This is a genomic window from Pseudonocardia sp. DxW, assembly GCF_058448985.1.
Map to the genome: position 1 here is coordinate 103,043 of NZ_JBZFLK010000010.1, position 13,824 is coordinate 116,866.

Consider the following 13,824-nt stretch of genomic DNA (forward strand, 5'->3'; position numbering starts at 1 on the left):
CGACCCGCAACATTCGACATCGCCGAACGCCTCGCGTTGCCGCGGGACCCTGTCGCTCCTAGCGTCCCCGGGCACGCGACGGGGCCGCCCGGCCCCGTGCTGGGACGACACCAGGAGGGGGTTCGATGACGAGCTCCGAGAAGACCGGTGACGGGGCGACCGCCGCCGCACCGAGCACACCGGCCCGCGGACGGCCGCCTTCCCTGCTCGGCGAGCTGAGCGCCGAGTTCGCCGGAACGATGATCCTGATCCTGTTCGGCGTCGGCGTCGTCGCACAGGTGGTCACCACACCGGACGGCTCGGCCGGCCAGTACGACTCGATCGCGTGGTCCTGGGGCATCGGTGTGATGCTCGGTGTGTACGTCGCCGGGCGGATCTCCGGCGCGCACATCAACCCGGCGGTGACGATCGCATTCGCCGCCTACGACGGCTTCCCGTGGCGGAAGGTCGCCCCGTTCATCGCGGCCCAGTTCCTCGGCGCGTTCGTCGCGGCGCTGATCATCCGGGCCACCTACGCCGACCTGATCCGCTCGGTCGACCCGAACCTGACCGAGACCCAGGGCATCTTCTCGACCTTCCCGTCGGACGTCACCACCATCCAGACGGCGTTCCTCGACCAGGTGGTCGGCACCGCGATCCTGGTCTTCGTGATCTTCGCGCTGGTGCACCCGCGGAACAAGGGACCGGCCGCCAACATGGCGCCGTTCATGATCGGCGTGCTGGTCGTCGGGATCGGCATGGCCTGGGGTTCGAACGCCGGCTACGCGATCAACCCGGCCCGTGACTTCGGGCCGCGGCTGGCGTCCTGGATCACCGGGTACGAGAACGCCTGGGTGACCGGCGACGGCGTCCAGTACTGGTGGTTGCCGATCCTGGCCCCGATCATCGGTGGTCTGGTCGGCGGCGGGCTGTTCAAGCTCCTGGTCGACCGCTACATCCCGGCCGAGGACGCCCCGCAGGAGGTCGGGCGGGTCTGACGCCCGGCCGATCACGTACCCGACCCGCACATCCTTAGGAGAGCTCAATGGCAGAGTTCGTCGGCGCCGTCGACCAGGGCACGACCAGCAGCCGCTTCATGATCTTCGACCACTCCGGCAACGAGGTGGGCCGCCACCAGCTGGAGCACGAGCAGATCCTGCCGCAGGCCGGCTGGGTCGAGCACGACCCGATCGAGATCATCGAGCGCACCAACACCTGCCTGCAGCAGGCACTGACCAAGACCGGGCTGTCCGCGTCCGATCTCGTCGCGCTGGGCGTCACCAACCAGCGGGAGACGACCGTCGTCTGGAACCGGCGCAACGGCCGGCCCTACTACAACGCGATCGTCTGGCAGGACACCCGCACCGACCGGATCGCCACCGCCCTGGAGCGCGAGGGCAAGGGCGAGGTGATCCGCCGCAAGGCCGGCCTGCCGCCCGCCACCTACTTCTCCGGCGGGAAGATCCAGTGGATCCTGGAGAACGTCGACGGGGTCCGCGAGGCCGCCGAGAACGGCGACGCGATCTTCGGCAACACCGACACCTGGGTGATCTGGAACCTCACCGGCGGCACCCAGGGCGGGCGGCACGTCACCGACGTGACCAACGCCAGCCGCACCATGCTGATGGACCTCGAGACCCTGGACTGGGACGACGAGCTGCTGGGCTTCTTCGGCATCCCGCGCCGGATGCTCCCGGAGATCAAGCCGTCGTCGTCGGCGACCGCGTTCGGCACGACCCTGGCGACCGGGCCGCTGGGCGGCGAGGTCCCGATCACCGGCGACCTGGGTGACCAGCAGGCCGCCACCGTCGGCCAGGTGTGCTTCGCCCCCGGCGAGGCCAAGAACACCTACGGCACCGGCAACTTCATGCTGCTCAACACCGGCAACGAGCTCGTCCGCTCGGAGTCCGGGCTGCTCACCACGCTGTGCTACCAGTTCGAGGGCGAGCGCCCGGTCTACGCCCTGGAGGGCTCGATCGCGGTCACCGGGTCGGCCGTGCAGTGGCTGCGCGACCAGCTGGGGATCATCTCCGGCGCGTCCCAGTCGGAGTCGCTGGCCCGCCAGGTCGAGGACAACGGCGGCGTCTACTTCGTACCGGCGTTCTCCGGGCTGTTCGCGCCGTACTGGCGGTCCGACGCGCGCGGCGCGATCGTCGGGCTGTCCCGGTTCAACACCAACGCGCACCTGGCCCGGGCCACGCTGGAGGCGATCTGCTACCAGTCCCGCGACGTCACCGAGGCGATGTCGAAGGACTCCGGCGTCGCGCTGGACGTGCTGAAGGTCGACGGCGGCGTCACGCTCAACGAGCTGTGCATGCAGATCCAGGCGGACGTGCTCGGCGTCCCGGTGTCCCGCCCGGTCGTCGCCGAGACGACGGCGCTCGGTGCCGCCTACGCGGCCGGCCTGGCCGTCGGGTTCTGGAAGTCCACCGACGAGCTGCGGGAGAACTGGAACGAGGCGCGTCGCTGGGAGCCGCAGTGGGACGAGGCCCAGCGCGACGCCGGGTACGCGAAGTGGAAGAAGGCGGTCGAGCGGACGCTCGACTGGGTGGACGTGGACTGACATCCGCCCGCCCGGTGTCGCCCCGCGGGGCGACACCGGGCACATCCGGGCGCAGAACGCTGTTGGAACGGGTAGTCCCCGTGTGACGCAACGACTCAGAAGGGTCCGATCATGAAATCGGTGGCACTCTCCCCGGAGGCCCGTACCGCGGCGCTGCAGGCGATGGGCGACCGTGAGCTCGACGTGCTCGTGGTCGGCGGGGGTGTCGTCGGCGCCGGAGCGGCGCTCGACGCCGCGACCCGCGGCCTGTCGGTCGGCCTGGTCGAGGCCAGGGACTTCGCGTCCGGCACCTCCAGCCGGTCCTCCAAGCTCGTCCACGGCGGCCTGCGCTACCTGGAGATGCTGGACTTCCGGCTGGTCGCCGAGGCACTCGCCGAGCGCGGGCTGCTCATCCAGCACCTGGCGCCGCACCTGGTCCGCCCGGTGCCGTTCCTCTACCCGCTGCAGCACCGCGGCTGGGAACGGCTCTACGCCGGGGCCGGTGTCGCGCTCTACGACACCCTCGGCTTCCTGTCCGGGCGCTCGCGCGGCGTGCCGCACCACCGGCACCTGACCCGGCGCGGCGCGCGCCGGGTGGTCCCGTCGCTGCGCAAGGACGCGCTGGTCGGCGCCCTGCAGTACTACGACGCCCAGGTCGACGACGCCCGGCACACCATGTTCATCGCGCGCACCGCCGCCGCCTACGGGGCGCACGTGGCGACCCGGGCGCGGGTGGTCGGGCTGCTCAAGGACGCCGGCCGGGTGGTCGGCGCGACCGTGCAGGATCTGGAGAGCGGCGAGCGGATCGACGTCCGCGCCCGTCAGGTCATCAACGCGACCGGGGTGTGGACCGACGAGACCCAGGCGCTGGCCGGTGAGCGCGGCCTGTTCAAGGTGCGCGCGTCCAAGGGCATCCACCTGGTCGTCCCGCGGGACCGGATCCGCGGCGACTCGGGACTGATCCTGCGCACCGAGAAGTCGGTGCTGTTCGTCATCCCGTGGGGCAGGCACTGGATCATCGGCACCACCGACACCGACTGGGACCTGGACAAGGCCCATCCCGCCGCGTCCGCCGCCGACATCGACTACCTGCTGCGGCACGTCAACGAGGTGCTGGAGCAGCCGCTCACGCACGACGACGTCGAGGGCGTCTACGCGGGCCTGCGCCCGCTGCTGTCCGGTGAGTCGGAGTCGACCTCCAAGCTGTCCCGGGAGCACGCCGTCGCGACGCCGGTGCCCGGCCTGGTCGTGGTCGCCGGCGGCAAGTACACGACGTACCGGGTGATGGCCCGCGACGCGGTGGACGCCGCCGTGCACGGCCTGGACGCCAAAGTCCCGAAGTCGGTCACCGAGGACGTCCCGCTGCTGGGCGCCGAGGGCTTCCACGCGCTGCGCAACGCCACCGCGCGGCTGGCCGCGCAGTCCGGGCTGCACCCGGGGCGGATCGAGCACCTGCTCGGCCGGTACGGCTCGCTGATCCAGGAGGTGCTGGACCTGGCCGCCGAGGACCCGACGCTCGCCGAGCCGCTGGCCGGTGCGTCGGACTACCTGCGCGCCGAGGTCGTCTACGCGGCCTCGCACGAGGGTGCCCGGCACCTGGAGGACATCCTGGCCCGCCGCACCCGGATCTCGATCGAGACGTTCGACCGGGGTGCCGGTGCCGCCGAGGAGGTCGCGACGCTGGTCGCCCCGGTGCTCGGCTGGAACGACGAGCAGGTCGCCCGCGAGGTCGACCACTACGTCAAGCGGGTCGAGGCGGAGCGGGAGAGCCAGCGGATGCCCGACGACGAGACGGCCGACGCGGCCCGGCTCGGCGCGCCGGACGTGGTGCCGGTCAGCGGCTGAGGACCCCGCGGATGGGCGGTCCCGCATGCGGGCGGACCCCGGACGGCCGGTACGTGGTCGTCCGGGGCCGCCGCTGGCGGGCCGCCGATCCGATGCTGCCCGACGACGTGCGGGCCGAGCTGCAGCAGCACCTCGGCCGGGCACGCGCCGAGGTCGGGGCGGGGAAGCGGACCGGCGACGACGACCGCGTCCGCGCGGCCCGGGAGCGGGTCGGCGCCGCCAAGCACGGTCTCGGTGAGCGCGGGACGCCGTGGTGGGAGCTGGACGCGGCGGCTCGCCGCGCCCGCTGGGAGGATGCCCTGCGCGCGCTGCGGCGGTGACCGCCGTCCTCGCAGAACATGCGGATCCGTGTCCCATCGAGGACCGGAGCTGTCCGCATCGGGTCCTAGCGTCGTTCACGTCGGACCGGGGGGAACCGGGACGGCACCCGACGACCGAGAGGCGACCCGATCATGAACGCCACAGCCGAGACCACCGGGCAGCAGGCACCGGCCGGTGAACGCGCCGAGCTGATCACCACCCTGGAGCGGCACCGCGGGTTCCTGCTGCAGACCGCGCAGGACCTCACCGAGGAGCAGGCCCGCACCGCGAGCACGGTCAGTGCGCTGACGATCGCCTCGCTGCTCAAGCACGTCGCGGACACCGAGGAACAGTGGTTCCGGTTCGCCGTCGAGGGTGCCGGCGCGTTCGGCTCCGAGCACGAGGTCTACGGCGACGACGTCGACTGGAACGCGATCGCCGAGAACGACAGCTGGGCCGGGACCGAGTGGACCGACACCCGGTTCGTGCTCGCCGAGCACGAGACCCTGGAGCACCTGCGGGCCCGGGTCGAGCAGGTGGCCGCCCGCACCGAGGAGATCCTGCGCTCCGCCGACCTGGACTCGGCGCACCCGCTGCCGGTGGCACCGTGGTTCGAGCCGGGCGTCAGCTGGTCGGTGCGGCGGGTCGCGATCCACGTGCTCGCCGAGATCAGCCAGCACGCCGGCCACGCGGACATCATCCGCGAGGCGATCGACGGCCGGAAGACGATGGGCTGAGCGATGACCACCGCCGACTCCATGTCCGAGCTGCTCGCCGCCGTCCCCGCCGATCTCGACGGGGAGCGCCGCACCCTGCTCGAGACCCTCGCCAAGCACCGCATGCTGCTCCGGCACACCGTCGCCGAACTGTCCGACGCCGATGCCCGGCGGCGCCCCACGGCGAGCGCGCTGACCCTGGCCGGGCTGCTCAAGCACGTCGAGGGCGTCGAACGGGGCTGGGTGGACTTCATCCTCACCGGCACCGTCGAGGGCGCCGACGGCTGGGAGCAGGCCGCGGAGCCGGGAGCCGAACGGGACGACTTCGCTCTCGACGACACCGACAGCGACACCGACGCAGACACCCTCGCCGCGCTGCTCGACCGCTACACCGCGACCGCCGCCCGCACCGACGAGCTCGTGGCCACCGTCGACCTGGACCTCTCGCACCCGTTGCCGCCGGCGCCGTGGTTCCCGGAGGACATGCACTGGAGCGCCCGCCAGGTGTTCGCCCACATCGTCGGCGAGACCGCGCAGCACAGCGGGCACGCCGACATCATCCGGGAGACCATCGACGGCCGGAAGACGATGGGTTGACGCCCGCAGCGCCGGGCCCGGTCACTACCGTCGCGGCCATGGCCGATCTGGTGACCCTCGACGACATCGAGACCGCGGCGGACCGGATCGCCGGGGACGTGCTGCGCACCCCGACGGTCCCCTCCCCCGGGCTCTCCGCGCTGCTCGGCGCCCCGGTCCTGCTGAAGCTGGAGCAGTTGCAGCGCACCGGGTCCTTCAAGCCGCGCGGGGTGCTCGCGAAGCTCGCCACGCTCTCCGCCGACGAGCGCGCCGCCGGGCTGGTCGCGGTGTCCGGCGGGAACCACGGCCTGGCCGTCGCCGACGTGGCGGGCGCGGCCGGGGTGGCCGCCGTCGTCGTCATGCCGGCGAACGCACCGGCCCGCTCGGTGGCCGCGGCCCGCGCGGCGGGTGCGGACGTCCGGCTCACCCCGGACATCCCGGCGGCGTTCGCGCTGGCCACCCAGCTGCAGGCGGACGGGATGACGCTGCTGCACCCGTTCGACGATCCGGTCACCCTCGCCGCGCAGGGCACCGTCGGGCTGGAGCTGGCCCGCGACGCGATCGACCTCGGCGAGCCGCCCACCGACGTGCTGGTCTCGGTCGGCGGCGGGGCGCTGCTGTCCGGGGTGGCGGTGGCGGTCAGGGCGCTGCTCGCGGGAGCCCGGGTGTGGGGGGTGGAGACCGTGGGTGCCGAGGCGATGTCCGCGGCGCTGGCCGCCGGCGGCCCGATCCCGGTCACGATCACCTCGGCGGTCACCACGCTGTCCGCGCCGTCGGTGTCGCAGCTGACCTACGACCACGTCCGCGAGCTGGTCGAGGAAGTGCTGGTGGTCACCGACGCCGACGCCCGCGCCGGCTCGGTCGCGTTCGCCGAGCACGCCGGGATCTGGGCCGAGCCGGCCGCCGGCTGCCTGGTCCCCGCGGCCGAGACGGTCCTGGACCGGCACCCCGACGCCCGCCTGGCGCTGGTGGTCTGCGGCCGCAACGCCGACGTCCCCGGCTGATCACCGGTTGTGGAGCGCAGCGGCCGGGTGGGGGCGCCGCGCTCCACAGCCGTCGATCACCGCCGTCGATCACCGCCGTCGATCACCGCTGTCGATCACCCGGGATGAGCGCGGGTGGTGGCGGCGTTGCCCTTGAGGTGGGGCGGGTGGCGGTGGTGGTGATCGGCGCGGGGCAGGCGGGCCTGTCCGCGGCGGCCGGGCTGCGCCGCGGCGGGCTGGTGCCCGGCCGGGACATGGTGGTGCTCGACGGCGAGGACGGCCCGGGGGGCGCCTGGCGGCACCGCTGGCCGACCCTGGTGATGCGCACCGTCAACGGCATCCACGACCTCGCGGGCGTCCGATCCGGGTTCGACGAGCCGGGGGCCGATCCGGACCGGCCGGCCCGGGAGGCGGTGCCGGAGTACTTCGCCGAGATCGAACGGACCGCCGGCCTGCAGGTGGTCCGGCCGGTACAGGTGCACGCGGTGCGGGACGCGGTGCAGGACGCGCCGCCGGACGGCAGGCCGGACGCCCTGCCCGACGGCGAGCCCGACGGCGAGCCCGGCGCCCTGCCGGACGGCGGACCCGGCGCCCACGCACCCGGACCCGCCCCGGCCGCCCGGTCCGGCCCGCTGGCCGTCGAGACCGACCGCGGCACCTGGATCGCCGACCGGGTGATCAACGCGACCGGCACCTGGACCCGCCCGTTCGTCCCGGCCTACCCGGGGGCGGCGTCGTTCCGCGGGCGCAGCCTGCACGCCCGCGACTACCCGGGCCCGGCGGCGATGGCCGGGCTGCGGGTGGTCGTCGTCGGCGGCGGGATCACCGCGGTGCAGCTGCTGCTGGAGATCGCCCCGCAGGCCGCGGCGACGGCCTGGGTGACCCGGCGCGAACCGGTGTGGAACGACGGCCCGTTCGACGCCGAGCGCGGACGCGCCGCGGTGGCCCTGGTCGAGGAGCGGGTCCGGGCCGGGCTGCCGCCGCGCAGCGTCGTCGGGGTGACCGGGCTCGGGCTCACCCCCGAGGTCCGCGCGGGCATCGCGAGCGGGGTGCTGCGGCGGCGGCCGATGTTCGCCGCGCTCACCCCGGACGGGGTGCGCTGGGCCGACGGCAGCACCGAGCCCGCCGACGTCGTGCTGTGGGCGACCGGCTGGCGTCCGGCGCTGGGGCATCTCGCGCCGCTGCGGCTGCGCGGACCGGGCGGCGGGATCGTGATGGGTGAGCCGCTGGACACCGGGGTGGTCGCCGACCCGCGGCTGCACCTGGTCGGCTACGGGCCGTCGGCCAGCACGATCGGCGCGGACCGGGCCGGGCGCGCCGCGGCCAGGGCGGTACTGCGCGACCTCCCGCTCGCGGCCTGACCGCGGCGCGGCCACCCCCGTTCGGGCCCCGGACACCCGGGCGCGGCCCGCCCCGGCGCGGTCCGGCCCTCGGGCGCAGCTGCCCCGCCCCACCCCGCACCGTCACATCGCGCGTTCCCGGCGCAGCAGCCGGTACTCCCACACCACCAGCACGACGATCGCGATGTCCAGCAGCGCGAGCACCGGCAGCAGCACCGAACCGGTGTGCCAGGCGTGCACGAGCTCGTAGACCACGAACAGCCCCAGCACCACGACGGCCGGTGGATAGGCCGGCAGCCACCGGCGCAGCAACGCCCACACCAGCGCCAGCTTGATCACCCCGTGCAGCGCCAGGTAGACGATCACGAACGTCCGGCCGCCGCCCGCGACGTCGTCGACGGCCGTCGTGAGATGCCGGGCGAGCGGCGCGTCCGGCGGGCCCAGCAGGTCGCGGGCCAGCACCTGCACGACCACCCGGTGCAGCCGGTCCCCAGAGACCAGCAGCAGGGCGATCGCGGCGAGCAGCTCGGCCGCCCCGTCCACGCCCTTGACCAGCATCGCGATCCGGAACAACCGCTCGGTCCGCCGCGCGGCCCGCGGCCCGGACGGTTGCGCCATGCCACGAGCCTAGCGACCGGGGCGCCCGCGCCGGCGGGGTCAGTCGGTACGGACCTCCGCGCCGTCCTGGCTCCACCGGGTGTGGAAGACGCCGTCGGCGTCGATCCGGTGGTAGGTGTGCGCGCCGAAGTAGTCGCGCAGCCCCTGGATCAGGTTCGCCGGGCCGCGCTCGCGGCGGTAGCCGTCGTAGTAGCTCAGGCTCGACGAGAACGCCGGGATCGCGACACCGTGCTCGGTCGCCGTCACCACCACCCGCCGCCACGCGTCCTGCGCGTTGCCGACGGCCTCGGTGAAGTACGGGACCATCAGCAGGTTGTCCAGATCGGGGTGCGACTCGTAGGCCTCGGTGATCCGGTTCAGGAACTGGGCGCGGATGATGCAGCCGCCGCGCCAGATCCGGGCCATCGCGCCGAGATCGAGGTCCCAGCCGTTGGCCTGCGAGGCGGCCCGCATCTGGGCGAAGCCCTGCGCGTAGGCGACCACCTTGGACGCGTAGAGCGCCTGCCGGACGTCGTCGACCAGCCGGTCCACGTCAGCGGCCGGCTTCGGCGCGGGCCCGGCCAGCGTCGTCGACGCGGCCTGGCGCTCGTCGCGCAGCGCGGACAGCGTCCGCGCGAACACCGCCTCGGTGATGCCGGTGAGCGGGACACCGAGATCGAGCGCGTCGATCGCCGTCCAGCGGCCGGTGCCCTTCTGCTCGGCCTGGTCGGTGATCACGTCGACCAGCGGCCCACCGGTCCGCTCGTCGGTCTTGGCCAGCACGACGCCGGTGATCTCGATCAGGAACGACTCGAGGTCGCCGGTGTTCCACTGCTCGAAGATCGTCCCGATCTCCGGCGCGGAGAGCCCGCCGACGTGCGTCAGCAGGTCGTACGCCTCCGCGATGAGCTGGATGTCGGCATACTCGATGCCGTTGTGCACCATCTTCACGTAGTGCCCGGCGCCGCCCGGCCCGACGTGCGTGCAGCAGGGGGTGCCGTCGACGTTCGCGGCGATCGCGGTCAGCACGTCGGCGATCTCGGCGTAGGCGGCCGGGTCCCCGCCGGGCATGATGCTCGGCCCGTTGAGCGCGCCCTCCTCGCCGCCGGACACGCCGATGCCCATGAACCGCAGGCCCAGCTCCGCGCAGTGCGCGGTGCGCCGGTCGGTGTCCGGGAAGTGCGAGTTCCCGGCGTCGACGATGATGTCGCCCTCGTCGAGCAGCGGCGCCAGCTCGTCGATGACGGCGTCGACCGGCTTGCCCGCCTTCACCATGACGACGATCGTGCGCGGCGTCTGGAGCGCGTCGACGAAGTCCTGCAGCGACTCGGAGCCGGTGAAGGCGCCCTCGTGGCCGTAGTCCTCGATGAACTGGGTGGTCTTCGCGGTGGTGCGGTTGTGCACCGCCACGGTGAAGCCGCGGCGGGCCATGTTGCGGGCCAGGTTCGCCCCCATCACCGCCAGCCCGGTGACCCCGATCCGGCTCTTCTCCGCCATCGTGCTCCTCCGTCTCGCCGGGCGCGGCCGGCGCCGCGCCGTTCGTCCTGCCCCATCCTGGCCCCTCGCGCCCGCGGCGTGCGCGGACCGTCCGGTGTCCGCTCGGTCACCCCGGTGCGGGCGGGCTCAGCGCAGGAAGTCGAGCAGCAGCTCGCTGGTACGTTCCGGCGCCTCGGCCGGGATCCAGTGGCCCGCGCCGGCGACGCGCTCGTACCGGAAGTCCTCGGTGAACTCGGCGGAACGTCGCATCTGGCTCTCGGTGAGCGCCATGTCGCGCTCGCTCCACACCCCGAGCACCGGGACCCGGATCGGGGGCAGCTGCATCGGCCCGGTGGGCACGAACGTCGCCGGGTCGATGTTGGCGCGGTACCAGTTCAGCGACGCGGAGAGCGCGCCCGGCCGGGACAGGTCGGCGATCTGCTGCGCGGGCAGCGGGTCCCCGTCGTCGAACGAGACGTGCGCCCAGGTCCGCAGGAACGCCCAGTCGTCGGCGGGCAGCACCTCCTCGGCGACGCCGGGGAACTGGAACCACAGCATGTACCAGGACTTGGCCTTCTGGATGAGCCCGTCGGAGACGAACGCGGCCGGATGCCCGACCGAGAACGCGGCGTAGCGGGTGACCCGGGGCGAGCGCAGCGTGATCGCCCAGCCGAGCGAGGAACCCCAGTCGTGCCCGGCGAGCGCGAAGTCGCCGACGCCGAGCGCGTCCGCGACGCCGAGCACGTCGGCGGCGAGCGCACCCATCCGGTAGTTCTCGACGCCCTCGGGCCGGTCGGAGTCGCCGAAGCCGCGCAGGTCCGGGGCGATCACCCGGTGCCCGGCGGCGGCCAGCGCGGCGATCTGGTGCGCCCAGAGGGTCGCCCGGTCCGGCCAGCCGTGCAGCAGGACGACGGGCGGGCCGGATCCGCCGGTGTCCAGCACGGACAGGGTGGTCCCGCGCGGCGTCGCGCCGGGGACGGTGATCCGCTGCGGCTCGGGGAGGGCCGGGTCGGGTGAGGCCATGGCCGCGACAGTAACCCGGCGCCGGGACCGGGCGGCGCCGCGCGGGCGAACAGCGGAGAACGGAACGGGAGCGCGGAAACGGCGCGCGAGCGCGGCGGAATGCGCTACTCTGTGGGGTGCCTTCAGATAGCAAAGCCACAGCGGTACACCTCAATGATAGCACGGTCGGCAAGCTCGGTACCAGCCCCCGGTTCGCCGAGGAGCTCGCCGCCGAGACCACCCGGCTCCGGTGGCTGCACGGGCTGCTCACCGCCGAGCTCACCGCGGTCGACACCCGCGCCGCGACCGCCCGGTCCACCCCCGCCGGCGAGGAGCTCAGCGCCCGCTGGGAGCGCGACGTCTCAGAGTTCCGCTGGTCGGAGCGGGCCGGTGCGCTGCGGGCCGCCCGGTACGGGCTGTGCTTCGGCCGGCTCGACCACACCGACGGCGGCCCGACCTACGTCGGCCGGATCGGGCTCACCGACCCGGCCGACGGCGAGAGCGCGCTGATCGACTGGCGGGCGCCGGCCGCCCGGCCGTTCTACTGCGCCACCCCGGTCACCCCGCTCGGCGTGACCCGGCGCAGGCACTTCCGGCTGGCCGGCACCGCCCCCGACGAGCGGGTCGACACCTTCCACGACGACGTGCTGGACGGCACGCTCGCCCACCGCACCGAGGCCGCGTCCGATCCGGCCCTGCTGGCCGCACTGAAGGCACCGCGCGGATCGACGATGCGCGACATCGTCACCACCATCCAGGCCGAGCAGGACGACATCATCCGGCTGCCGCTGGCCGGCACGGTGGTGATCGAGGGCGGGCCGGGCACCGGCAAGACCGCGGTCGCCCTGCACCGGGTGGCCTACCTGCTCTACGCCCACCGGGACCGGCTCGCCCGCAGCGGCGTGCTCGTCGTCGGGCCCAGCGCCGGGTTCGTCCGCTACGTCGGCGGGGTGCTGCCCGCGCTCGGCGAGTCCGCCGTCGTGTTCACCACGCCGGGGCGGCTCGCGCACGGGATCGTGGCGACCGCGACCGACCCGCCGGAGGCCGCCCGCCGCAAGGGCGACCTGTCGATGATCGACGTGCTCCGCCGCGCCGTCGCGGACCGGCAGGCGCTGCCCGCCGCGACCGTCGCGATCGAGCTGGAGGACGTGACGCTGCGGCTGGACCGGGCGACCGCGGCGGAGGCCCGCCGCCGGGCCCGGGCGACCGGCCTGCCGCACAACGCCGCCCGGGCGACGTTCCGGGACACCCTCGGCAGGCTGCTCGTCGACCAGGGGCTGGAACGGCTGGACACCCGGCTGGCCGACCCGCCGGAGCTGGCCGAGCTGCTCGCCGGGCTGGACCTGCCCGAGATCGAGCCGGCCGGTGCCGCCGAGGTGTCCGCCGACCTGCGCCACGAGCTGCGCTCGGAGCTGCGCTCGGAGCCGGAGTTCCACGCGGCCGTCGAGGACCTCTGGCCGCTGCTGACCCCGCAGCGCGCACTCGCCGACCTCTTCGGCTCCGCCGACCGGCTCGCCGCCGCGGGCGACGGCGACGGCGACGATCTCGCCGTGCTGCACCGCGCCCCGGGAGCGCCCTGGACGGTCGCCGACGCCCCGCTGCTCGACGAGCTGGACGAGCTGCTGGGCCCGCTCCCCGAGAACGCCGCGGCAGCGGGGAACAGCACCGCCGCGGCCGACGCGCACTACGCCGAGGGCGTGCTGACCGTGCTCACCTCGGCCGACCGGGACCTGGCCGGCGAGGACGCCGACGAGCTGCGGGCCACCGACTTCGTCACCGCCGAGCAGCTCGCCGCGCGGCACGTGCCGGGGGTCCCGCTGACGGTCGCCGAGCGGGCCGCGGGCGACCGCGACTGGCGCTACGGCCATCTCGTCGTCGACGAGGCGCAGGAGCTGTCCGCGATGGACTGGCACGTGCTGCTGCGCCGCTGCCCGTCCCGGTCGATCACCGCGGTCGGCGATCTCGCCCAGCGCAGCGCCCCGGCCGGCGCGCGGAGCTGGGCCGACGTGCTCGGCCCGCACCTGGCGGAGCGCTGGACGCACCGGACGCTCACGGTCAACTACCGGACCCCGGCCGAGATCATGGCGCCGGCGGCCGCCGTGCTGGCGACGTACGCGCCGGGGCACCGCCCGCCGGAGTCGGTCCGCGAGACCGGCGAGCAGCCGTGGGAGCGGACCGTGCCGGCCGCGGACCTGGCGGGCGTGGTCGCCGCCGAGCGGGCGCGGCTCGACGGCGGGACGCTCGCGGTGATCGTTCCGGAGGGCACCGACCCGCTGCCCGCCGGCGCCGCCGGGGTGGCCGTGCACACGCCGTCGTCGTCGAAGGGTCTGGAGTTCGACGCGGTCCTGATCGTCGATCCGGACCGGATCCGGGAGCGCGAACCGGCCGATCTCTACGTGGCGATGACCCGGGCGACGCAACGGCTCGGGCAGCTGCACGTCACGCCGTGAGCCGCCCGGGGCCGGACG

The 13,824-nt window shown here is 74.3% G+C and carries 12 protein-coding genes; 9 read left to right on the top strand and 3 right to left on the bottom strand.

Annotated features, from left to right (window positions below):
* Positions 1–125 precede the first annotated feature (125 nt).
* The 8 genes from ACVJO7_RS17225 to ACVJO7_RS17260 all read left to right on the top strand — a co-directional run bounded on the left by ACVJO7_RS17225 (position 126) and on the right by ACVJO7_RS17260 (position 8,302).
* Positions 126–977, top strand: a complete 852-nt coding sequence (locus ACVJO7_RS17225; RefSeq protein WP_491673700.1) for an MIP/aquaporin family protein — start codon at positions 126–128, stop codon at positions 975–977.
* Positions 978–1,024: 47 nt separating this feature from the next.
* Positions 1,025–2,542, top strand: a complete 1,518-nt coding sequence (gene glpK, locus ACVJO7_RS17230) for a glycerol kinase GlpK (RefSeq protein ID WP_344023604.1) — start codon at positions 1,025–1,027, stop codon at positions 2,540–2,542.
* A 111-nt stretch (positions 2,543–2,653) separates the two neighbouring features.
* A complete protein-coding gene (locus ACVJO7_RS17235; RefSeq protein WP_425563626.1) occupies positions 2,654–4,366 on the top strand; it encodes a glycerol-3-phosphate dehydrogenase/oxidase in 1,713 nt (570 codons plus the stop codon).
* Positions 4,367–4,377: 11 nt separating this feature from the next.
* On the top strand, positions 4,378–4,686 hold the full coding sequence (locus ACVJO7_RS17240) for a hypothetical protein (protein WP_491673701.1): 309 nt from the start codon (positions 4,378–4,380) through the stop codon (positions 4,684–4,686).
* 132 nt (positions 4,687–4,818) lie between these two features.
* On the top strand, positions 4,819–5,403 hold the full coding sequence (locus tag ACVJO7_RS17245; protein WP_491673702.1) for a DinB family protein: 585 nt from the start codon (positions 4,819–4,821) through the stop codon (positions 5,401–5,403).
* Positions 5,404–5,406: 3 nt separating this feature from the next.
* Positions 5,407–5,979 carry a DinB family protein gene (locus ACVJO7_RS17250; protein WP_491673703.1) on the top strand — a complete coding sequence of 191 codons (573 nt, stop codon included), beginning with the start codon at positions 5,407–5,409 and terminating at the stop codon, positions 5,977–5,979.
* Between the two features lie 38 nt (positions 5,980–6,017).
* Positions 6,018–6,962, top strand: coding sequence for a pyridoxal-phosphate dependent enzyme (locus ACVJO7_RS17255; RefSeq protein WP_491673704.1), 945 nt, complete (start codon positions 6,018–6,020; stop codon positions 6,960–6,962).
* Positions 6,963–7,099: 137 nt separating this feature from the next.
* Positions 7,100–8,302 carry a flavin-containing monooxygenase gene (locus ACVJO7_RS17260; protein ID WP_491673835.1) on the top strand — a complete coding sequence of 401 codons (1,203 nt, stop codon included), beginning with the start codon at positions 7,100–7,102 and terminating at the stop codon, positions 8,300–8,302.
* Positions 8,303–8,404: 102 nt separating this feature from the next.
* Here ACVJO7_RS17260 and ACVJO7_RS17265 read toward each other — a convergent pair whose 3' ends face one another.
* The 3 genes from ACVJO7_RS17265 to ACVJO7_RS17275 form a co-directional block, all read right to left on the bottom strand.
* Positions 8,405–8,899 (bottom strand): DUF2127 domain-containing protein, encoded by a 495-nt coding sequence (locus ACVJO7_RS17265; protein WP_491673705.1) that lies wholly within the window; start codon positions 8,897–8,899, stop codon positions 8,405–8,407.
* A gap of 39 nt (positions 8,900–8,938) precedes the next feature.
* Positions 8,939–10,375, bottom strand: coding sequence for an NADP-dependent phosphogluconate dehydrogenase (gene gnd, locus ACVJO7_RS17270; RefSeq protein WP_491673706.1), 1,437 nt, complete (start codon positions 10,373–10,375; stop codon positions 8,939–8,941).
* Between the two features lie 126 nt (positions 10,376–10,501).
* Entirely contained in the window at positions 10,502–11,377 is an 876-nt protein-coding gene (locus ACVJO7_RS17275) for an alpha/beta fold hydrolase (protein WP_491673707.1), read from the bottom strand.
* 116 nt (positions 11,378–11,493) lie between these two features.
* Between ACVJO7_RS17275 and ACVJO7_RS17280 the strand changes: the two genes are divergently transcribed.
* A complete protein-coding gene (locus tag ACVJO7_RS17280) occupies positions 11,494–13,806 on the top strand; it encodes a UvrD-helicase domain-containing protein (RefSeq protein WP_491673708.1) in 2,313 nt (770 codons plus the stop codon).
* Positions 13,807–13,824: the final 18 nt, after the last annotated feature.

Excerpts from the sequence above, each read along its gene's own strand:
- ACVJO7_RS17225 (WP_491673700.1), top strand. The coding sequence starts at position 126 with ATGACGAGCTCCGAGAAGACCGGTGACGGGGCGACCGCCGCCGCACCG.
- glpK (WP_344023604.1), top strand. The coding sequence starts at position 1,025 with ATGGCAGAGTTCGTCGGCGCCGTCGACCAGGGCACGACCAGCAGCCGC.
- ACVJO7_RS17235 (WP_425563626.1), top strand. The coding sequence starts at position 2,654 with ATGAAATCGGTGGCACTCTCCCCGGAGGCCCGTACCGCGGCGCTGCAG.
- ACVJO7_RS17240 (WP_491673701.1), top strand. The coding sequence starts at position 4,378 with ATGGGCGGTCCCGCATGCGGGCGGACCCCGGACGGCCGGTACGTGGTC.
- ACVJO7_RS17245 (WP_491673702.1), top strand. The coding sequence starts at position 4,819 with ATGAACGCCACAGCCGAGACCACCGGGCAGCAGGCACCGGCCGGTGAA.
- ACVJO7_RS17250 (WP_491673703.1), top strand. The coding sequence starts at position 5,407 with ATGACCACCGCCGACTCCATGTCCGAGCTGCTCGCCGCCGTCCCCGCC.
- ACVJO7_RS17255 (WP_491673704.1), top strand. The coding sequence starts at position 6,018 with ATGGCCGATCTGGTGACCCTCGACGACATCGAGACCGCGGCGGACCGG.
- ACVJO7_RS17265 (WP_491673705.1), bottom strand. The coding sequence starts at position 8,899 with ATGGCGCAACCGTCCGGGCCGCGGGCCGCGCGGCGGACCGAGCGGTTG.
- gnd (WP_491673706.1), bottom strand. The coding sequence starts at position 10,375 with ATGGCGGAGAAGAGCCGGATCGGGGTCACCGGGCTGGCGGTGATGGGG.
- ACVJO7_RS17275 (WP_491673707.1), bottom strand. The coding sequence starts at position 11,377 with ATGGCCTCACCCGACCCGGCCCTCCCCGAGCCGCAGCGGATCACCGTC.